Origin of the sequence: Peptoniphilus sp. HMSC075B08, assembly GCF_001815405.1 — a bacterium.
In the GTDB taxonomy this organism is placed as follows: domain Bacteria; phylum Bacillota; class Clostridia; order Tissierellales; family Peptoniphilaceae; genus Peptoniphilus_A; species Peptoniphilus_A harei.
In genome coordinates, this window is the sequence record NZ_KV820450.1 from 45,816 (window position 1) to 65,255 (window position 19,440).

General features: G+C 33.7%; 20 protein-coding genes and 1 tRNA gene. 17 read left to right on the top strand and 4 right to left on the bottom strand.

Annotated features, from left to right (window positions below):
- Positions 1-13 precede the first annotated feature (13 nt).
- The 9 genes from HMPREF3023_RS05350 (at position 14) to HMPREF3023_RS05390 (ending at position 8,760) form a co-directional block, all read left to right on the top strand.
- Entirely contained in the window at positions 14-748 is a 735-nt protein-coding gene (locus tag HMPREF3023_RS05350; protein WP_070701471.1) for a YidC/Oxa1 family membrane protein insertase, read from the top strand.
- Complete coding sequence (gene jag, locus HMPREF3023_RS05355; protein WP_070701474.1) at positions 748-1,551, top strand: RNA-binding cell elongation regulator Jag/EloR; 804 nt, start codon at positions 748-750, stop codon at positions 1,549-1,551. Before HMPREF3023_RS05350 ends, jag begins: the two co-directional genes overlap by 1 nt.
- Before the next feature lie 77 nt (positions 1,552-1,628).
- Positions 1,629-3,008 (top strand): tRNA uridine-5-carboxymethylaminomethyl(34) synthesis GTPase MnmE, encoded by a 1,380-nt coding sequence (gene mnmE / locus HMPREF3023_RS05360; protein ID WP_070701476.1) that lies wholly within the window; start codon positions 1,629-1,631, stop codon positions 3,006-3,008.
- Positions 3,009-3,014: 6 nt separating this feature from the next.
- Positions 3,015-4,919 (top strand): tRNA uridine-5-carboxymethylaminomethyl(34) synthesis enzyme MnmG, encoded by a 1,905-nt coding sequence (gene mnmG / locus HMPREF3023_RS05365; RefSeq protein WP_070701478.1) that lies wholly within the window; start codon positions 3,015-3,017, stop codon positions 4,917-4,919.
- Positions 4,909-5,601, top strand: a complete 693-nt coding sequence (gene rsmG, locus HMPREF3023_RS05370; RefSeq protein WP_070701479.1) for a 16S rRNA (guanine(527)-N(7))-methyltransferase RsmG — start codon at positions 4,909-4,911, stop codon at positions 5,599-5,601. The genes mnmG and rsmG overlap by 11 nt, the downstream gene beginning before the upstream one ends.
- 250 nt (positions 5,602-5,851) lie before the next feature.
- The gene (locus HMPREF3023_RS05375; RefSeq protein ID WP_070701482.1) at positions 5,852-6,607 is read left to right on the top strand and encodes a ParA family protein; all 756 of its coding nucleotides are present in this window, start codon (positions 5,852-5,854) and stop codon (positions 6,605-6,607) included.
- The gene (locus HMPREF3023_RS05380; protein WP_070701483.1) at positions 6,600-7,451 is read left to right on the top strand and encodes a ParB/RepB/Spo0J family partition protein; all 852 of its coding nucleotides are present in this window, start codon (positions 6,600-6,602) and stop codon (positions 7,449-7,451) included. The genes HMPREF3023_RS05375 and HMPREF3023_RS05380 overlap by 8 nt, the downstream gene beginning before the upstream one ends.
- A gap of 2 nt (positions 7,452-7,453) precedes the next feature.
- Positions 7,454-8,344 (top strand): PhzF family phenazine biosynthesis protein, encoded by an 891-nt coding sequence (locus tag HMPREF3023_RS05385; protein ID WP_070701485.1) that lies wholly within the window; start codon positions 7,454-7,456, stop codon positions 8,342-8,344.
- A complete protein-coding gene (locus HMPREF3023_RS05390) occupies positions 8,344-8,760 on the top strand; it encodes a hypothetical protein (protein WP_070701487.1) in 417 nt (138 codons plus the stop codon). The genes HMPREF3023_RS05385 and HMPREF3023_RS05390 overlap by 1 nt, the downstream gene beginning before the upstream one ends.
- Before the next feature lie 351 nt (positions 8,761-9,111).
- On the opposite strand, the gene HMPREF3023_RS05395 is transcribed toward HMPREF3023_RS05390, so the two are convergent.
- The gene (locus tag HMPREF3023_RS05395) at positions 9,112-9,444 is read right to left on the bottom strand and encodes a phage holin family protein (protein ID WP_070701489.1); all 333 of its coding nucleotides are present in this window, start codon (positions 9,442-9,444) and stop codon (positions 9,112-9,114) included.
- A 114-nt stretch (positions 9,445-9,558) separates the two neighbouring features.
- On the opposite strand from HMPREF3023_RS05395, the gene cutA reads away from it, so the two are divergent.
- A complete protein-coding gene (gene cutA, locus HMPREF3023_RS05400) occupies positions 9,559-9,888 on the top strand; it encodes a divalent cation tolerance protein CutA (protein ID WP_070701491.1) in 330 nt (109 codons plus the stop codon).
- Between the two features lie 204 nt (positions 9,889-10,092).
- On the opposite strand, the gene HMPREF3023_RS05405 is transcribed toward cutA, so the two are convergent.
- Both HMPREF3023_RS05405 and HMPREF3023_RS05410 read right to left on the bottom strand, forming a co-directional pair.
- Positions 10,093-10,169: transfer RNA gene (locus tag HMPREF3023_RS05405), tRNA-Arg, on the bottom strand.
- Between the two features lie 78 nt (positions 10,170-10,247).
- Entirely contained in the window at positions 10,248-11,618 is a 1,371-nt protein-coding gene (locus HMPREF3023_RS05410) for a D-alanyl-D-alanine carboxypeptidase family protein (RefSeq protein ID WP_070701493.1), read from the bottom strand.
- Positions 11,619-11,783: 165 nt separating this feature from the next.
- Here HMPREF3023_RS05410 and folE point away from each other — a divergent pair, with 165 nt between their 5' ends.
- The 7 genes from folE (at position 11,784) to HMPREF3023_RS05445 (ending at position 18,452) form a co-directional block, all read left to right on the top strand.
- Positions 11,784-12,338, top strand: a complete 555-nt coding sequence (gene folE / locus HMPREF3023_RS05415; protein ID WP_070701494.1) for a GTP cyclohydrolase I FolE — start codon at positions 11,784-11,786, stop codon at positions 12,336-12,338.
- Between the two features lie 10 nt (positions 12,339-12,348).
- Positions 12,349-12,828, top strand: a complete 480-nt coding sequence (locus HMPREF3023_RS05420) for an HD domain-containing protein (protein ID WP_070701496.1) — start codon at positions 12,349-12,351, stop codon at positions 12,826-12,828.
- 10 nt (positions 12,829-12,838) lie between these two features.
- Positions 12,839-13,657: a 2-amino-4-hydroxy-6-hydroxymethyldihydropteridine diphosphokinase gene (gene folK / locus HMPREF3023_RS05425; RefSeq protein ID WP_070701499.1), complete on the top strand. Its 819-nt coding sequence runs from the start codon at positions 12,839-12,841 to the stop codon at positions 13,655-13,657.
- Entirely contained in the window at positions 13,647-14,225 is a 579-nt protein-coding gene (locus HMPREF3023_RS05430) for a glycoside hydrolase family 73 protein (protein WP_070701501.1), read from the top strand. Before folK ends, HMPREF3023_RS05430 begins: the two co-directional genes overlap by 11 nt.
- Complete coding sequence (locus HMPREF3023_RS09455) at positions 14,222-14,719, top strand: hypothetical protein (protein ID WP_070701503.1); 498 nt, start codon at positions 14,222-14,224, stop codon at positions 14,717-14,719. Before HMPREF3023_RS05430 ends, HMPREF3023_RS09455 begins: the two co-directional genes overlap by 4 nt.
- A 15-nt stretch (positions 14,720-14,734) precedes the next feature.
- A complete protein-coding gene (locus HMPREF3023_RS05440) occupies positions 14,735-15,454 on the top strand; it encodes a hypothetical protein (RefSeq protein WP_070701505.1) in 720 nt (239 codons plus the stop codon).
- A 1,240-nt stretch (positions 15,455-16,694) separates the two neighbouring features.
- Complete coding sequence (locus HMPREF3023_RS05445; RefSeq protein ID WP_070701507.1) at positions 16,695-18,452, top strand: copper amine oxidase N-terminal domain-containing protein; 1,758 nt, start codon at positions 16,695-16,697, stop codon at positions 18,450-18,452.
- A 282-nt stretch (positions 18,453-18,734) separates the two neighbouring features.
- On the opposite strand, the gene HMPREF3023_RS05450 is transcribed toward HMPREF3023_RS05445, so the two are convergent.
- A complete protein-coding gene (locus HMPREF3023_RS05450; RefSeq protein WP_070701510.1) occupies positions 18,735-19,430 on the bottom strand; it encodes a class B sortase in 696 nt (231 codons plus the stop codon).
- Between the last annotated feature and the right edge of the window lie 10 nt (positions 19,431-19,440).

Genomic DNA, 19,440 nt, shown 5'->3' on the forward strand with positions numbered 1-19,440 from the left:
GAGGAAATTATTAATGCGTTTAATTAGTACTATACTTGGTACTTTTGTTAGATTCATCTATGATGGTCTAGCAGCAATTATGCCACAAGAACCAGCTGCAATTTCATTTTTTGCACTTTCAATTATAATTGCAACTATCATTATTAAGCTTTTGATTTTGCCACTAAATATTTCTCAGATGAAAAATCAAAAGAAAATGGCAAAACTTCAACCAGAGCTTACTAAGATTCAAAAGAAGTACAAAAACGACCCACAAACTTTGGCTGCTAAGCAACAAAAACTTTATAAGGATGCCAACTACAACATGGCTGGAGGATGTCTTCCAATGATTATTACCATGGTTGTATTGATTGCCTTTTATAGGGTCTTTTTGAACCCACAAACCTTCGCTTTTACAGATCCAGGTTTTTACGAAGCAATGAACAAGAACTTCTTTTATATAGAAAATATTGATCATGCTGACAAAACTTTAATTATGCCTATTATAGCGGCAGCTTCGACTTTCTTAGTATCCTTTATTACTACTAAGAACCCTGCAACTCAAGGAGCAGGTGCTGATCAAGCTAAGTCAATGATGTCTACTATGATGGTTGTAATGCCGATTTTAATTTTTTCAATGGCAAGAAAATATGCAGCAGGACTTGTAATTTATTGGACTGTTTCCAATATTTTTTCAATAGGTCAACAGCTCATAACTAATAAGATTGTAGAAGATGAAATTGAAGAAGTTGAGGTTAAGGACAAGTAATGAATTATGTAATTAAGACGGGTAAAACCGTAGATGAAGCAGTAAGAGAGGCTCTAAATGAATTAAATATTACAAGAGATAATGCTGAAATTGAAGTCCTTGATGAGGGTCAAAAGGGTTTCTTGGGACTTATTGGTTCTAAGGATGCCACTGTAAAAGTTTGGCCAAAAGTAGATGAGACAAAAAGCATTTTAAATGAAATATTTAATGAAGAAATTGAACCAGAGACGAGCCAAGAAGTAGTTCAAAATACTGATGATGAACTTGAAATAGAAGACGAAGAAGTTTCCACAGATGAAGTTCATATGGAAGAAGCTATTAAGACTCTTGATGAAGAAAATGAAGAAATCTTAAGTGCTGCAAGAGAATTTTTAGGAAAAATCCTTGAAACTCTTGAACTTGATAATATTGTGGAAATGGAATTAGAAAATAATACTCTAAATGTAAATGTCAATGGAGATGAAAATAGACTTGGAATTTTAATTGGAAAAAGAGGGGTAACTCTTGATTCTATCCAATATATTTTAAACTTAATTGTTAATAAAAAATCTTCAAGATACATTAGGGTCAACCTTGACTCTAGTGGCTACAGGGATAAGAGAAAAAAGACGCTCGAAAATCTTGCTGGCAAAATGGCCAACAAGGTTCTTAAGACTGGTAGGTCCATAAAACTTGAACCTATGAATTCTTATGAAAGAAAGATTATCCACACAGCTTTACAAGATTTTGAAGGAGTACTTACTCATTCAGAAGGAAAGGATCCTTTTAGAAAAGTAGTAATTCAAAAAGAGAGAGAATATTGATAAAGAGGGCTTTATTTTAAAAGCCTTCTTTTTTATTTGCCCTAATTGTAGTAATATAATCTAAAAGGAATGATAAAATGGGAAATTTAAATGATACAATAGCTGCTATCTCTACAGCAATCGGCGAGGCCGGCATTGCTATAGTAAGGATGAGTGGCGATGATTCAGTTAATATAATAGATAAAATTTTTAAATCTGCCAGTGGAAAAAAGATGGCAGAGGCTGAAAACAGGAAGTTTTTATACGGTCATATAGTTGACGGAGATAAACAAATCGATGAAGTCCTAGTTGTTAAGATGAAGGGACCACACTCTTATACAGCAGAAGACATTGTTGAAATCCACTGCCATGGTGGTGTGGTATCTGTAAAAAGGATTCTTAATTTAATTCTTTCTAAGGGTGCAAGACTTGCTGAAAAGGGTGAGTTCACTAAGAGGGGATTTTTAAATGGAAGAATTGATTTAACTCAAGCAGAAGCCGTAATTGACATGATTAAGGCAAAGACTGACTTGTCTTTTGACATGGGCTTAAATCAATTAAGTGGTGCCTTAAGTGAAGTTCTTAATAAATTAAAGGACGAGCTTGTATCTATGCAGGCCCTAATTGTTGCAAATATTGACTTTCCAGATGAGGACATTGAGGATGCTGCCTATAATGACCTTATTGAAAGGTCCAACAAAATCCTTGATAAGATGGACAATCTCTTAGATAATTCAAAGAATTCAAGGCTTTTAAGAGATGGAATAAACACAGTTATACTTGGAAAGCCAAATGTTGGTAAGTCCTCCCTTTTAAATGGTCTTTTAAAATATGACAGAGCCATAGTCACTGATATTGCTGGAACAACTAGGGATATTATAGAAGACTATATAAACCTCGATGGTGTCCTATTGAAGATCACAGATACAGCAGGAATCAGGGAAACTGACGATGAAGTTGAAAAAATTGGTGTAAATATAGCCAGAGAAAAGCTAAAGGAAGCTGACCTTGTTATTGCAATTTTTGATATTTCTCGTGAGTTTGACAAGGACGATGAAGAAATTTTAAATCTAATAAAGGACAAGAAGCACATCACTATTTTAAATAAGGATGATTTGGAACAAAAAATTTCTGATGAAGAAATCGAAAAATACTTCAAGGATGATTATTTGAGACTTTCTGTAATGGAAAACGAGTCAGTAAAAAAGATAGAAAACCTAATTATTGACCTCTTCTTTGATGGAGAGCTTCAAATATCCTCTGATTCAATCCTTTCCAATCTAAGACATATAAATGCCTTAAAGGAAGCAAAAAAATCTCTTTTAGAGGTAAATGAGAGCTTAAAGAAAAAGGTATTTTTGGATTTAATTGAAGTTGACCTAGAAAATGTAATAGGCCACATTTCTGAAATAACAGGAACAATTACAACAGAAGATATTTTAGACAGGGTATTTTCTGATTTTTGTATAGGAAAGTAGGTAAAGATGTCAGACGTTAAATATTATGAAGCGGGAGACTTTGACACAGTAGTCATTGGAGCAGGCCATGCTGGCAGTGAGGCTGCCCTTGCCTCTGCAAGACTTGGTGCAAAGACTCTCCTATTATGTATAAATTTAGATTCAATTGCGCAAATGAGCTGTAATCCAAATATTGGAGGAACTGGAAAAGGCCACCTAGTTCGTGAAATTGACGCACTTGGTGGAGAAATGGCTAAAAACATTGACAAAACTTTTATCCAATCTAAGATGCTAAACACATCTAAGGGACCTGCAGTTCACTCACTTAGAGTCCAAGCTGACAAGAGAAAATATCATGAAGAGATGAAGAGGGTTCTAGAAAATGAAGAAAACCTCTATCTTGTGGAAGATGAAGCTATAAAGATTTTAAAAGATGGTAATAAGGTAAGTGGAGTTTTGACAAGAAATGGTGCAAAATACAATACCAAAGCTGTTGTAATCTGCAGTGGAACTTATCTTAGGGCAAGGATTTTTATGGGAGAAGTTAATTTCTCATCTGGTCCATCTGGTTTTGGTCCTGCCAACCACCTTTCTTCAAGCCTAGAAGAAGATTTTGGGATGGAACTTCAAAGGCTTAAAACTGGTACACCAGCCAGGGTCCTAAGAAGCTCTATAGACTTTTCTGTCATGAAAAAAGAATCTGGAGATGAAGAAATAGTCCCCTTCTCTTTCTTAAATATTGATAAGAAATACGATATTGATCAAGAACCTTGTTACCTTACTTACACAACTAAGAAGTGTCATGAAATCATAAGAGACAATATTGAAAGGTCTGCCTTGGCTCTTGGAGACATTGAGGGAAAGGGACCGAGATATTGTCCATCTATTGAAGACAAGGTTATGAGGTTTGGGGACAGGGATTCCCACCAAGTATTTATTGAGCCAGAAGGACTTACTACTGATGAAATGTATATACAAGGTGTTTCCTCCTCCCTACCTGTTGAAATTCAACAAGAGTTTTACAAGGAAATAATTGGTATGGAAAGCTGTAAAATTCTTAGACCAGCCTATGCCATAGAATATGATGCCATTGATGCAACTCTTTTAAAGAGAAGTCTTGAACACATGGACTATGAAGGTCTTTTCTTTGCAGGACAAATAAATGGGTCCAGTGGTTATGAAGAAGCAGGAGCCCAAGGTATAGTTGCAGGTATCAACGCAGCTCTAAAGGTTCAAGGAAAAGATCCCTTTATCCTAGATAGGTCTGAAGCATATATAGGAGTATTAATCGATGACCTTGTAACTAAGGGAACTCGTGAACCCTATAGGATGATGACATCAAGGGCAGAGTACAGGCTAACACTTAGACAAGACAACGCAGACCTCAGATTGACTGAAAGAGGAAGGGAAATTGGTCTTGTAGATGATGAGAGATATGAAGGTTACCTATACAGAAAAAAGGCAATTGAAGATGAAATAAAGAGAATTAAGAAGATTCAAATCAACCCAACTGCTGAAAACAATAAGATTTTAGAGTCACTTGGATCTACTGAGACTCAAAATTCCTTTAGTCTTTATGAAATGATAAAAAGGCCAGAACTTGATTATAAAAAACTAGAAGTCTTTGATCCAGATAGACCTCCTGTCCGTGAAGATGTAATAAGAAATATAGAAATAGAAATAAAATACGAAGGATATATTAAGAAGCAAGAAATCCAAATCAAACAATTTAAAAAGCTTGAAAATAAGAAGCTTTCAAAGAACCTTGACTACAAGGCTATAGATGGTCTTAGGATTGAAGCAAGAGAAAAGCTATCTGATATTAGGCCAGAATCTATTGGTCAAGCATCGAGAATAACTGGAGTTTCACCTGCTGATATAAATGTCCTTCTTATCCACTTAGAACAAATGAGGAGAAAAAATGTTAGTTGATTATTTCAAGGAATATGACCTTGATACAAAAAATATAGATAAGTATGAGAGATATAAAAAATTAATCCTAGATTATAACCAACACACAAATCTTACAAGAATAACTGAAGATGATGAGTTTAATGTAAAACACTTTTTGGACTGCCTAAGCCTTATAAAAACTGGAAAGTTTAGCGGAAGTGAAAAAATTATAGACATTGGAACAGGAGCAGGATTTCCTGGAGTCCCATTAAAACTCTACAATGAAGAGCTCGATGTAACCCTACTAGACTCCCTAAGAAAGAGGATTGACTTCTTGGATGGAGTTATAGAAGACCTAGGCCTTAAAAACATAAGGGCAGTTCATGCAAGAGCAGAAGAAGTTGCAAGGACAGATGAATATAGAGAACAGTTTGATGTTGCGGTATCAAGGGCTGTGGCCAACCTATCAACTCTTACAGAATATGCAATGGGTTTTGTGAAAGTCGGCGGATATTTCATATCTCAAAAAGGACCAGAGTATAAAGAAGAAATTAAGAATGGCAAAAGAGCAATAGAAGTTATGGGTGGAGAAGTTGAAGATGTAATTCACACTCCCCTACCTAATGATATTGATCACTATATAATTGTAATAAAAAAGGTAAAAGCTACTGACAAGAAATATCCAAGAGGTGGAGGTAAACCTAGGAAGTCTCCCCTATAAGTTAGTTATTTACACAAACAAACACAAAGAAAAAATTAAGGCTCCACGTGGAGCCTTTTTGCTTGCAATAAAACTTAATATTTCGATAAATTATTATGCTCCACGTAGAGCATTTAGTATAAATATTATTTGTGCTCTACGTAGAGCATGAGGCTAAAATTAGAATAAAAATTTTGCACTAATACTTTCCTCATCTTTAAAATGCTTCTTAAACATGATATTATTAATTATATAGAAATGAGGTAAGAATATGTCTGTTGTAATTACAGTTTTTAATCAAAAGGGTGGTGTTGGAAAGAGCACCACAGTCATAAATTTAAGTTCAGCATTGGCTCTAAGAGGCAAAAAAACTCTAATAGTGGACATGGATCCCCAAGGAAATGCTACATCGGGCCTTGGTCTATATGAATTTGACAATATGATTTACGATTTTTTAATAGATGAAGAATTGGATTCGATATATCCAACAGGTTTTTCAAAACTTGATATAATCCCATCAAACTCGGAGTTTGCTGGAGTGGAGATAGAACTAGCAAGGCACGAAGATTGGCAATTTAAATTAAAAAAGATGATAGATAAGGTGAAGGACAATTATGATTTTGTAATTATAGATTCACCACCTTCTCTTGGAATCCTATCAATGATGTCACTTGTGGCAAGTGATAAGATTTTAGTGCCAGTCCAATGTGAATATTATGCACTTGAAGGAGTATCTCAACTTATGGACACTATGACCCTTGTAAGGGATAACTTTAATCCAAGCTTGAGCCTACTAGGTGTTGTAATGTGTATGTTCGATGGAAGGACAAACTTATCTAACCAGGTAGTTGAAGAAGTTCAAAAGCACTTTGACAACAAGGTATTTAAAACTTTTATACCAAGAAATGTAAGATTGGCTGAAGCTCCAAGCTATGGAATGAACATATACGACTATGACAGCAGTTCTAAGGGGGCTAAGGCTTACACAGACCTTGCCAAGGAAGTTATAGGTGAGATAAATGACTAAGAAAAAGGGTCTAGGAAGAGGAATTGGAAACTTTCTAAATTCCAGTGAAAAAATAAGAGAAGTTATAGAAGAAGAACGCTCCAAACTTATGGAAATTAGCACTTCTGATATTGTTGCAAACGAGGGACAACCTAGGAAGAACTTTAATGAAGAAGACCTAAAAGACCTAGCAGCTTCGATTGAAAAATACGGTATAATCCAACCACTTTTATTGAAGAAAAAAGAAGATAAGTATGAGATTATAGCTGGAGAAAGAAGATTTAGGGCTGCAAAACTTGCAAGTTTAGAAAAAGTCCCAGCAATTGTAAAAGATATTACTGACCATGAATCTTCAAGGATTGCTATAATAGAAAACATTCAAAGAAAGGACTTAAACCCTGTTGAAGAAGCCATGAGTTACAGGCACCTACTAGATTCACAAGATTTCACACAAAAGGAACTTGCAGAAGAAATAGGCAAATCTAGACAATATATAGGTAACACTATTAGATTATTAAATCTTGACCCAAGAGTCTTAAAACTTCTTGAAGAAGAAAAAATATCTGTATCCCATGGTAAAAAACTTCTTTCTATTAAGGATGGAGATAAGCAATATAAAGAAGCCATGAGGATTATAAAAGACTCTCTACCTGTAAATAACAACAAGAAAAGTGTAAAAAAACCAAGGGTTCAAGAAAAAGAAGACATATTCTTAGAAGACATGAGAAGCCAAGTGGAAAGGTCTCTTGGAACAAAGGTTAATTTCAAAAAAAGAGGTAAGGTTGGAAAAATCGAAATAGAATATTATGGAGAAGAAGACCTATCTAGGATTCTTGATCTAATTTTGGCTAGAGAGTTGGATTAAATATGAAGAGATTTTACACAATATACCTAGTATCAGCCTTTTCAGACAGGCCATTTATGGGAAATTCTACAGGCGTTGTCATAGATGATGGAAGACTCACAGACCTAGAGATGAAAAACATAGCAATGGATATAAATCAATCTGTTGTAGTTTTTGTTAGACAACTAGATAGGGATAGATATCTCACAAGATTTTTCACACCAGATGGAGAAATCAACCTTTGTGGTCACGCAACTATTGCAACTTTTTATGCCCTTGCAGAAAATGAATACATCATGTCCAAGGAAGATGGGGTAAAAAATATTATCCAACATACAAAGATTGGAAAGATTCCAGTAGAGCTTGATTACAAAAATTCTAAGATACAAAATGTCTATATGAATTTAAATGTTGAATTGAGGGAAAAATACGAGGCCCCAGAAGGCGTTTTAAGAGCTTTAAATTTAGGTCCTAATGATATAGGTCTAGAAATTAAAGAAAGCTTAAATATGGAGAAAATATCCACAGGAACCTGTGATATCCTTGTTCCAGTAAAAAATGAAGAGATTTTATCGTCTATTAGCCTAAGTAGAGATGAAGCAATAAAAATTTCTAGAGAAGAAAAGATAATTTCCATCCATGCTTTTACAACACAAGATGGAAAAGAAATTAAACAAAGAACCTTCTCACCAATTATAGGTGCTGACGAAGAATTTGGCAGTGGAACATCAACTGCAGCCACAATGCACTACCTAAAGGCAAATGACCTTGCAAAGAGCGACTCTATTTTAGCAACTCAAGGAGATTATATTGGAAGAGTTTCAAAGGTTATAACTAGCCTGGGAAAAAATGATAAGAAAATAAGGGTCGGTGGAAGGGCCTACGTATTTATGAATGGAGTTATAAATTTATAATGGGAAGAAGACAGAAAAAATCAAATAGATCAAGGTTAGTCCTTGTAATATTCTTTGCCATCCTAGTTTTTTTTGGAGGTAGCCTAGTATCTTCTAGAAATAAGATAGTAGATATAAACCCAAGAGACGTTGATTATATCGAGATAATAGGCTTTAAAACTGGCAATATGAAGACAATTAAGGATAGAAAAATAGTTACTAAGATATGTAAGGACTTAAACAGCCTAAGGGGTAAACAAGCCAACAAGGATACCAATGGCGAAATTGCAAATTACATCAATGTTTATTTCACAAGTGGCAACAAGATTTCCTTTGTTAAGACTGGACTAACTATTAGGGTTAACAATATTTATTACAATGTAAGTTCAAGAAACTCTAAGATGATTGACGAAATAATAGAAAAATATGGAAGATAAACCTGGTGGGCTTATGCTCACTGGTTTTTTATTGTAAAAAATTTGTGGATAAATTTATATTAAGTGCTTGTTGATAAAAAATAAAAATCTAAAAACTATTAACAATTTCTTATTTTTAGAGAAAATTGCGAATTATAATCAACATTTGTAGATAAGAAGAGGAAATTGTGGATAAAAAAGCTTGAAAATTAAGTAAAAAACTAAGGGAAGGGCACTTATCCACAGAAATAACTTAAAAAAACTCTTTTCTTTATAAATTTCATAAAAATATAGTCTAAGATAAGAATTACTCCCTTTCTTAGACTATATTTTTAATAAAAAAGACCCGACTTAGGTCGAGTCTTTTTTATATTACATAGTTTTTTTGTCAACTGGTAGGAATGAATCCACAATACCAAGGATAAGAGCACCAACAACAGCACCAAGAACTGATACTGTAAATCCATCAACAATTTGACCTGTGATGAATAAAATTATTGCTGCAACAACAAATCCTACTGCACCTCTACCAAATGGTGAAGCGTCAACTCCTGTGAACTTATTGATTGCCCAGTCCAAAATTCCTATTACAATAGCTGCCATAATAGCTGTAGAATAACCGTCTGTTTGAATTCCAATGGAAAGTGCAGAAGTTAGTAAAACAGCTAATCCACTTACTAAAACTTTAATAATTAAACTAATCATAAATGATTCCTCCCTACTTAATATATAACCAAGGAAATGGAAATTAAACAATTTATATTTAAATTTATATCTATCCAAGACAATTTGTGGTATAAAAATAAGAGGAGGTAGACCATGAAACACGTGAAAATAGAAGTATTTATCCCAAGAGAAGACAGCATAAAATTAATTGATAAAATTAACGAAAAAGGTTTCTTAAAAGAAGAAAATTATGACTATTGTTATGCAGAAACATATGTTAAAGGTCATTTTAGGCCAATTGAAGGGGCAAACCCCTATATAGGAAGCCTAAATAAAGTTGAAGAAGTAGAGGAATCTAAGTTAGAATTTAGGATAAGAAGAGAAGATTTAGAGGAAGCTATGAAAATTATAAGGGAAAATCATCCCTATGAAGTTCCAGTGATAAATATAATTGAATTAATAGATTTGAATTTGGAGATATAAAAGTAGAATTAATAAAAATATAGACAAAGAAATTGAAAATCAAACAAAAAATATTTTGTGACTAATTCTACTTGGTGAATTTAAAATTTATTAAAAATATAAAGCTAGAGCCAATTTATTATGATCAAAAAATTGAAATCTAAAGAAATTTGAAATAGGAAAAAAACTTCCATAAAAAAATCACCTGCTAATGCAAGTGATTTGTGGCGTCCACGAGAGGAGTCGAACCTCCGGCCCCACGCTTAGGAGGCGTGTGCTCTATCCAACTGAGCTACGTAGACCTATAAAATTATTGTATATAAATAATGAAGAAGTGTCAATATTTTATGACACTTCTTTTTAAATCTTAGTTTATTAACTTAAGCAGCCTTCTCAATATTTACAAAAATTTCTTCAAAGGCCCTCTTAAATTTATTGATTATTCCCTTTTCATAGACCTTGTCCTTAACTATTAAGTCACTTTCAAAGACTAGCTTGTCACCCTTATAAAAGGATATTTTTCCAACGGAGGAACCTGCCTCGATTGGTGCCTTAAGGTCTTCATTTATCTCAATCATTTCCCTGTACTTATCTCCTGACTTAGAAAGTATGTAGCCAGTTTCCTTTTGATAAATTGGGATATTTTCATCTTGAGAGTGGAGGACTTCTATGGTCCTTACTTCCTTTTCTGTGTCACCAATGGCATTGTAGCCGTAGTCTTCGAAGCCCTTTGTCATAAGTCTTTTACAGGCAACGAACCTCTCGAAGTCAGAGTTGGAACCTGTAGTTATTCCAATAAGCCTCATGTCCTTTGACTTGTCGTCAACACCCTTTTCAAGTCCAGTTAAGATTACACACCTGCCCGCTGCATTGGTGTAACCTGTCTTTAGACCATCAACTTCAGGGATAATGCCAAGGACTGGGTTGGTGCTGTATTCTATAAAATTCCTTTCAGGCTCTTCTAACTTAGTTATAGAAGTGTATTTTAAAATCTCTGGATGAAATTTTATAAGTTCTGATGCAAGCTTAAACATTTCCCTAGTTGTCATCTTGTTATAGTCAAGGATTTCATAATTTGTGAGTCCTGTTGGGTTTACCATTAGGGCATTTTTAAGTCCTAGGTCCTGGCACTTGTCGTTCATCATCTTGACAAAGGAATCTGTAGAACCTGCCACATGCTTTCCTAATGCTGTGATTGCATCGTTGCCTGATACAACCATGGAAGCTTCAATTAGTTTTTCCACTGTGACCTTGTCGCCTTCTTTTAGCTTAAAAGAAGATCCTGTTAGGACTGCGGCCTCCTTGTCGATTTCAACTTCATCATTAAGGGATATGGATCCTTCTTGGATTTTATCTAAGACTACAAATATTGAAACAAGTTTGGAAGTTGATGCCATGGCACGAATCTCATCTAGGTTATGACCTTCTAAGATTTCACCAGACTTATAATCTCCCAATAAGTAAGACTTAGTGAGGCCTTCTAGAGGGACCTCTTCTAATTTTTTTATTTTTTCAGCCTCGTAAAGGTTGGCCTTTTGGACACCTTCCTTTGTAGGTACTAAAATATTTTGGTTTCTAATTGTATTTGGATCAATTTCTTTTTCTTCAGCATTTGTATCTGTGGCATCTGTTGTATTTTCACTAGTTGCCTTTATATTATCAATTGGTGCTTTTGTTTCTTCTGCCAAAACATTCATAGGAGCAGAAAAAATCACAAGTCCAAGAGATAAATATAGAAGTAATTTCTTCATCATGCACCTCGGGAAATATTGTATCAAATTATAAATAAATTGTAAATTAAGTAGACTTTATAGGCCTGGATAAACTTCTAACTTATGGGTAATTATTATCATTGTAAGGGCAATATGATATAATGAAATTTGTAAATTTTAAAATAATCTATGAGGAGACTATATATGGATAAACAAAAAATAGAAAAAGCTGTTGAAATGATAATTGAAGCAATTGGAGAAGACAAAAATAGAGAAGGTCTCTTAGAAACTCCAGCAAGAGTTGCGAGAATGTATGAAGAAGTTTTTGCAGGACTTGGACAAACTGCTGAAAAGCACCTATCCAAAACTTTTGAAATAACAGAAGACAACATTGTTGTTGTAAAGGACATTGAATTCTACTCAATGTGTGAACACCACTTCTTACCATTTTACGGAAAGGCTCACATTGCCTATATCCCAAATGAAAAGGTAGCAGGTCTTTCAAAACTTGCAAGAACTGTAGAAACTTATGCAAAAAAACCACAACTACAAGAAAGACTTAGCATTGAAGTTGCAGATGCTATGATGAAGTATCTTGAACCAAAGGGAGTACTTGTAGTTATAGAAGCAGAGCACATGTGTATGAACATGAGAGGGGTTAAAAAGCCTGGCTCAAAGACTGTAACATCAGTAGCTAGAGGAATTCTTGAAACAGACGAAAAGCAAAAACAAGAAGCCTTTAGACTAATTGAATTTTAATTAGATTTTAATGAAAAATACAGACCTTATTCTCAAGAGCAAGATCTACAATGACTATTTAAATGAACTTGAGTATCTTGAAAGGGACAGGTTCTTTTGCAGGCACAACTATGAACACTTTGTGTCAGTTGCAAGGATTTGTTACATCCTTAAGCTAGAAGAAGATGTAGATGTAGACAAGGATATGATTTATTCAACAGCCCTCCTCCACGACTTGGGGAGGGTCATTGAAATAAAAGAAGGGATAAACCACGCCATTGCCTCAGTTGATCTTGCTAGAGAAATTTTAAAGCTAACAGATTTTTCAGATGAAGAAAAGGAAAGAATCCTAAATTGCATTGGAGCACACAGAAGCAAGGACCTGGCAGAAGATGAATTTTTCAATATCTTTTATAGGGCAGACAAGCTTTCAAGACCTTGCTTTAGGTGTCCTGCCTATAAGGAATGCAATTGGAGCTTTAACAAGAAAAATCACACAATAATTTATTGATGGGAGTATTATGGATTTTATCAAGATAAAAGACCTAGAAGTCTATGCCAACCATGGACTTTTTGAAGAAGAAAATAAACTTGGCCAAAAATTTTTAATTAGTGCAGAAATTGGGATGAGTTTTAGGGACTGTGCCATAGAAAAAAACCTAGACAGGTCCATTGACTATGGAAAGTTGTCCCATGAACTTTATGATCTTTTTAAAAATGAAACTGAAGATTTAATTGAGACTCTTGCCTATAAGATGACAAAATTCATCTTTGATAACTATGAAATGGCAGAGACTGTTGACCTCACAATAAAAAAACCTTGGGCCCCAATTAACCTTCCCCTAGATACAGCATCAGTTCGCTGCAAGAAGAAGAGAAGGGACTACTATATTGGGATTGGGACAAACCTTGGAGATAGGGAAGGCTACATTAAGTCTGCCCTAGAAAAAATGGAAGAAGCAGGTCTTAGGCTCCTAGAAAAAGCTTCTATTATAGAAACCAAGGCTTGGGGCAAGACTGACCAAGGAGACTTTTTAAATACAGTTGTAAAGGTGTCTTCCTATGAAGATCCCCACGACCTTCTTCACATCTTACAAAAAATTGAAATTGATCTAGACAGAGTTAGACATGAAAAATGGGGAGCAAGGACAATTGATTTGGATATCCTCTTTATAGATAGGGAAATCCACTACACAGATGAGTTGATAGTGCCTCATCCCTATATCGCAGAGAGGGAATTTGTCTTAGAATCCTTAAATGAACTTATGCCAAACTACTTTCACCCTATTTTAAATAAAAAAATAAGCAAGCTTTATGAAGAAGTGAAAGATGAAAAATAAGAGGGCAGGTTGCGGCTGCCTTATGATTATCCTGGCATTTTTGGGAATTATCTTTTTTATGGGACTCTTAATAAAATCAACCTCAGAGAGAAGGGCCCAAGAAGAGCTAAATTATAGACAAGCCTATATTATTGATACAGAGAAACTGGCCACAAGGGTGGCTAAAAAATATGGCCTTTTCCCATCTGTAATGATGGCCCAGTCTATCCTTGAGTCCAACTGGGGAAGGTCTGAGCTTTCCCAAGAATACAACAATTACTTTGGCATAAAGGCAGTAAAAAAAGACCAAGGCGTAGTCTTTGAAACCGAAGAATATGTTGAGGGACAAAGTGGAAGATACATGGAGAACTTCAAGAAGTACTCCTCCAAGAAAGAGTCCTTTGAACATTATGCCAAGCTCCTTACAACAGCCAAGAGGTATGAAAAGGTAAAGACTGCCAAGGACTACAAGGAAGCAGCCAAGTATATAAAAGAAGGCGGCTACGCAACAGACCCTTCCTACGCAGAAAAAATAATATCAGTCATAGAAAAATATGGGCTGGATAAATACGACGAGGTGACCAATTGACAAAAGATAAGAAAGAATGGCTAAAAACCAGCATAATAATCATTATTCTTTCCCTAGTTTTTCTTGTATTTAAGTACAACAAACTAGATACAGGAAGTTTTATCCAGGTTTTTAATTTTAAAACTCTGGCAATCCTACTGGGGATAGTGTCCCTATCAACCCTGGTGGTCTTCTTTTTTGTAGATGAAAAAAGATACAAGGACACAAAATCAGTTTTCATTTATATGGTGATTTTAATGATTTTATTTTCTGCTATATCCTATTTTAGGTATAAAAATCTTACAGGACTTAGCCAGGATGATCTTTTAATCATAGAAAATGACCTAAAGAAAATGTTTATAAACCTTGGAATTTACATGTTTGCTTTCTTTGGAACCATGCTAATGTTAAGTAAGAACGACAAGGTTGCCGAAGAAATTGAAAAAGAAAAAGAAGAACCCAAGAAAAACATGAAAAAGATAAAAGGCAATAAAAAGAAAAAGAAGAAAAAATAAGAAAGAGGAGAAAAATTGAACAAAAAAACATCTAACATAGTCCTCATAATATCAGCAATAATTCCCTTTGGACTTCAGTTCTCTGGTTTAGAATCAGAACTGGGCAATGGATCTGTTATTTATTCAATAATGTGGGCCATTGTAAACTACCTATTTATGATGACAGCAGTGGACTTCATATCAAAGTACAAGGGAATCCTAAAGCTTGAGGACCTAAATATAAGAAAGAAGACTTACAACTTAAATATCTTTGTCTACATAGGATTTTTGATTTTTGTAAACATATACTTTTTCCAACAAATGTATGTGAGAGACAACAAGGTCATTAATTTCTTGGCAAACCCATTATTCTTAATTGGACTATTTTTACTATTTATATACAACCTACAAAATGGTAAGTTCCCAAATAGAGAAGACAAGGACACAATAATCTACAATATTCCCTCTAAATCATCCTTTAGGGATGGAAGGGACAGGCTTGGAACAGTTGTGGGATCCTATGGCAAGGGCCTTGTAATTGGTAACCACCACTTCCCTTACGAAGATATGAAATCTATTTCCAAGTCAAAGAACAATGAAATCGTAATAAAGGGTAAGGAAGGCTCAAAGAACTATATAGTTAATATTGGGTCGCTAAACTCTGCAAATCAGGCAATTATTGAAATTAATAAGGCCCTAAATGAAGGAAAAATTGATGAGAAAAAAATAAATCTAAAAAAGATAAAAAACTTTTAGGAAAACATTGACAAATCAACTTTAGTCCTCTATACTATAAGTAAGCTAGCTAGAGAAAACAAATTGGTAACTAAGAAAAGGTGATTCCAATGACAAGTTTTGATTCATCCCGCAAGGGAAAGGTAGCAAAGTACCTCATTTGAAAGTAGCTTAGTGCTAAAGGTTGAATGCTTAATTTACGAGGTATAGAGCTATAGTTACATAACAATTGAAAATTTTAAAATCAAGAGATCCAGATGGGTCTCTTTTTTTTAATTATATTTTAAAAATTTTCATATATAAGCTTAATTTTTAAATTATTGAGAAGTTTGTTTTTTTTTAAACTTTCTATTAAAAATAAAATTTATTTACTATTAAAATTTAGATTTAATATTTTATAGATTAATAGAAAATTTTTTATTAGTGGAATATCTTTTGGCAAGATAAAATAAAACTAAAATTATTTTTAAGTAAAAAATTAACAAAATTAAGAATAAAGCTTGATGCAACCAAAAGTTGCGGCCTATTTGCTTGTTGGGTTCATACTTTTTTGTTATATTGAAGCTAGATTTTACTTTTATTTTAAGTCTTATAAATTTTTATAAGTCTTATAAAATTTTAAAAGCTATATAAAAAAGTGACTTGATGATAAAAACGTCGATAAATATAAATCTCTAGTTTATAAAAAGGATAAAGATAAAATAAAATTTTAAAAATAGACTTGTTAATAATAATCAACTTCCCTAGTCAACAAATGTAGATAAGATAAGAAAATTGTGGATAAAAATTAAAAATTAACTTAAAAAATTACCTAATCTAGTAATAATTTAAGAAAAATTGAATTAAAATAATTTTCCAAGGAAAGTCTATAAAAAATTTATAAAAAACTTGACAAAATAATTTTACGGGACTATAGTGTAAATATAAGGTATATACACTATAGATTAAAAAAGATAAAATATTATTAAATAAGTTCTAAATTAGATTTTTAATCATAAAGACTCTAAAGACATTAATATAGGGATATAATTTTAAAAAATTATAAAAATTTAAATAACTTAGACAAAGATCTTTTTTATAAAATAGATTATTAAAGAAAAACACAAAATAAAAGGCAAAATACAATAATAAGTGAGAAATAAGAATAATATATTCTTATATTGACACTTCGCAATTCTTGCAAGTATGCCATTTGTAATAGTCTTTTAGTTGAAATGATTTTTCTTTTATAATACAATAAAGAACAAATAGGAGGTATACTATGAAAAAGAAAATTTTAACTATTTTTCTTGTACTTATTGCAGCCATAACACTTGGTGCTTGTAGTGCAAACACAACAGCCTATCTAGACGCTTCCCAAAAGGTAGCAGACTGGAAGGGCTCAAAAGTTTCTGGACAACTTGAATACAATGTTGAAGTAAAAAACCCAGAAACTCAAGAATTAATGAAGATGAACTTCCCTGTAAGCCTAAAGGGCGAACAAGTGGGAAAAGACAAGGCCCACGTTGTAATGAATATGGACTTCTCAAAGTTCAAAAAAGAAATTGCAAAAATGTCAGATAACCAAGAAGAAATTGCTGGCCTTAACAAAGACGTGCCTGATGTTATCAAGATGGACCTTTATGTAAAGGGCAATGAAGTTATCTTTTCAAAAGACATCTTTGCACTTGGAAACGACTCCTTCAAGGACATCAAGGAAGACTACATCTCAATTGCAGATGAAGAAAATGGTCTTTCACCAAAGGCTGCCCAATACTTCAATTCAGAAGAATTTAAGACTGACCTAATCAATCTAATGAACCTTGCAACAAAGGACCTTAAACAAGAAATTGACTTCAAGGTTGAAGGCAACACTTACACATTAGATGCAAGCAGTGATGCTATAATTGATGAATTCATCAAGTCAGCTGACGGTGTTATGAAAAACTGGGACGCAGTTTCAACATCTGTCCTAGCAATCATTGACAAGGCTGGCCTTCCAATGGATGAAGAAGAAAGAAAAGATTTCAAAGAACTTAACAAGGAATACAAGGCAGAAGACCTTAAAGAAGCAGCTAAGAGCATAAAAGAAATGATCAAGGGATCAAAAATTTCTCAAAAGACAACTTTTGAAGAAAACAAACTTGTCCAAGACCTAGCAATGCAAGTTAATGTTGCAGACTTCGTAAAAGTTTCTGTTAAGGGAAAAATGGACACTGTAAAAGATGAAAATGTAAAGATCAACTTCCCAACTTCAGTTAAAAAATTAACTACAGAAGACTACATGAAGTTAATCATGCCAGAAGTAAGTCTTGTAACAGTAAGAGTAAATGGCGAAGACATCACTTTTGAAGATCCTGAAGCTCTTCCAAAGATTATGAATGACAGAACTATGCTAGCAGCTCGTGCTTTCTATGAAAAAATTGGCGCAAAAGTTGATTGGAATGGAAAAGACAGGACTGTAACAGTTACAAAAGATAATGATAAGATTGTTTTAAAAATCGACTCTAACAAGGCCCTTGTAAATGGAAAAGAAGTTGCACTTGACTCTCCAGCAGTTATTATCAAGGACAAGACTTATATCCCAGTTAGATTCGTATCTGAAGCCTTTGGTTACAAGGTTAAATACGACAAGAACGAAGGAATGCCAATAGTTGACATCTTTAACATGACTGAAAAAGAATTAGAAGCTAAGCTTGCAGAAATCGAAAAAGAAGATAACTACAAGATGATTGCTTCCATGAAGTCAACTGGCCAAAAAGATGAAGAAATTGTTGAAACTTTAAAAGAACTTTATGAAGGCGAAGAATTAGAAAAAATCCTTGCAGCTAAGGCTGAACTTGACAAGAACCCTGAACTTCTAAAGAAATACCAAGAAGAAAATAAAAAAGAATTGGAAGAAATTTTAGGAGAAGACAAGGAAGAAGTTAAAGAAGCTGACAAGAAAGAAACTAAAGAAGTTAAAGAAGAAAAAGTAGCTGAAAAGACAGAAAAATCTGCTGAAAAAGTAGCAAAAGTTCTTTTCTCAGTTGTAAAATAAGTAAAAAATTATCCCAAGAGCAAGCCTCTTGGGATTTTTTATGTCTATTTTCAAGTTACATATTTTTATTTAAAGACAAGTTAGACTTTTTATTTTCATAGTCTTTAACAATTCCTTGATTAGGCTATCTTTCTTATTAAAAAATATCAGGTCGCCATTAATTAATAAAAATCAACAATATGTTAGCTTTTGGATATCTTACATAGACCTAGGAAATATATATAGGACAAATATTAGAGGTTATAAAAAGACAAAGAAAAAGCCCCACACGGGAGCTTTCTTTTAATCTTCAAGGACAGTCACAAGGACTAGCCTTGAATTTCTTTTTTCATAGGTGCAGGTCACAAGGTTTATAAGCTTGTCGTCTTCCTTTAACTCATAGCCTGTGTCGTAGACTGCATGACTTCTTATAAATTTATAAAAGTCCTGCCTCTTGTCAAAGGAAGAGAAATCCCTGGGGTCCAGCATAGTTTCGCCAGATATAATGCCGGCAAGGACTGCCTTTGTCTTTAATTTTGACCCTTCCCTATAAATCGTGAAGTCATCATGACAAGGCTGGCCCTTGAAGTCATTTAGGGACCCAAACATGGACCTGTTCTTTGTCATGTGACCATAAATAAGTACAAAGGGTTCATCTAATGAATTGTTTCTATAATCCAAAAAGATTGCCCCAAAAATATTTGTATCTCCATTAGCTGCAGTGCGAAGATATTTTTCATTATCTTCACACTGAACTAGTGGATAGTCAATACTTCCCTCTCCAGACTTTATCCAAGCGACTATGTCCTTGTTAAGAGTCTTTAAATGCTCAAAATCAATTTCGTCACTTTCGTCCTTTGAGGTATTTTCTATATCTAAATAGATTTCTTTTGACTTTTTGTCATCAGAAAGATTTTTGAAATATGAAAAGACCCTAGTGGCGAAGAAAATCGCCACAATAATTATTAAAATGTTTAATAAAATTTTTTGTCTTTTCATAATTAACCTC

Excerpts from the sequence above, each read along its gene's own strand:
- HMPREF3023_RS05350 (WP_070701471.1), top strand. The coding sequence starts at position 14 with ATGCGTTTAATTAGTACTATACTTGGTACTTTTGTTAGATTCATCTAT.
- jag (WP_070701474.1), top strand. The coding sequence starts at position 748 with ATGAATTATGTAATTAAGACGGGTAAAACCGTAGATGAAGCAGTAAGA.
- mnmE (WP_070701476.1), top strand. The coding sequence starts at position 1,629 with ATGGGAAATTTAAATGATACAATAGCTGCTATCTCTACAGCAATCGGC.
- mnmG (WP_070701478.1), top strand. The coding sequence starts at position 3,015 with ATGTCAGACGTTAAATATTATGAAGCGGGAGACTTTGACACAGTAGTC.
- rsmG (WP_070701479.1), top strand. The coding sequence starts at position 4,909 with ATGTTAGTTGATTATTTCAAGGAATATGACCTTGATACAAAAAATATA.
- HMPREF3023_RS05375 (WP_070701482.1), top strand. The coding sequence starts at position 5,852 with ATGTCTGTTGTAATTACAGTTTTTAATCAAAAGGGTGGTGTTGGAAAG.
- HMPREF3023_RS05380 (WP_070701483.1), top strand. The coding sequence starts at position 6,600 with ATGACTAAGAAAAAGGGTCTAGGAAGAGGAATTGGAAACTTTCTAAAT.
- HMPREF3023_RS05385 (WP_070701485.1), top strand. The coding sequence starts at position 7,454 with ATGAAGAGATTTTACACAATATACCTAGTATCAGCCTTTTCAGACAGG.
- HMPREF3023_RS05390 (WP_070701487.1), top strand. The coding sequence starts at position 8,344 with ATGGGAAGAAGACAGAAAAAATCAAATAGATCAAGGTTAGTCCTTGTA.
- HMPREF3023_RS05395 (WP_070701489.1), bottom strand. The coding sequence starts at position 9,444 with ATGATTAGTTTAATTATTAAAGTTTTAGTAAGTGGATTAGCTGTTTTA.
- cutA (WP_070701491.1), top strand. The coding sequence starts at position 9,559 with ATGAAACACGTGAAAATAGAAGTATTTATCCCAAGAGAAGACAGCATA.
- HMPREF3023_RS05410 (WP_070701493.1), bottom strand. The coding sequence starts at position 11,618 with ATGAAGAAATTACTTCTATATTTATCTCTTGGACTTGTGATTTTTTCT.
- folE (WP_070701494.1), top strand. The coding sequence starts at position 11,784 with ATGGATAAACAAAAAATAGAAAAAGCTGTTGAAATGATAATTGAAGCA.
- HMPREF3023_RS05420 (WP_070701496.1), top strand. The coding sequence starts at position 12,349 with ATGAAAAATACAGACCTTATTCTCAAGAGCAAGATCTACAATGACTAT.
- folK (WP_070701499.1), top strand. The coding sequence starts at position 12,839 with ATGGATTTTATCAAGATAAAAGACCTAGAAGTCTATGCCAACCATGGA.
- HMPREF3023_RS05430 (WP_070701501.1), top strand. The coding sequence starts at position 13,647 with ATGAAAAATAAGAGGGCAGGTTGCGGCTGCCTTATGATTATCCTGGCA.
- HMPREF3023_RS05445 (WP_070701507.1), top strand. The coding sequence starts at position 16,695 with ATGAAAAAGAAAATTTTAACTATTTTTCTTGTACTTATTGCAGCCATA.
- HMPREF3023_RS05450 (WP_070701510.1), bottom strand. The coding sequence starts at position 19,430 with ATGAAAAGACAAAAAATTTTATTAAACATTTTAATAATTATTGTGGCG.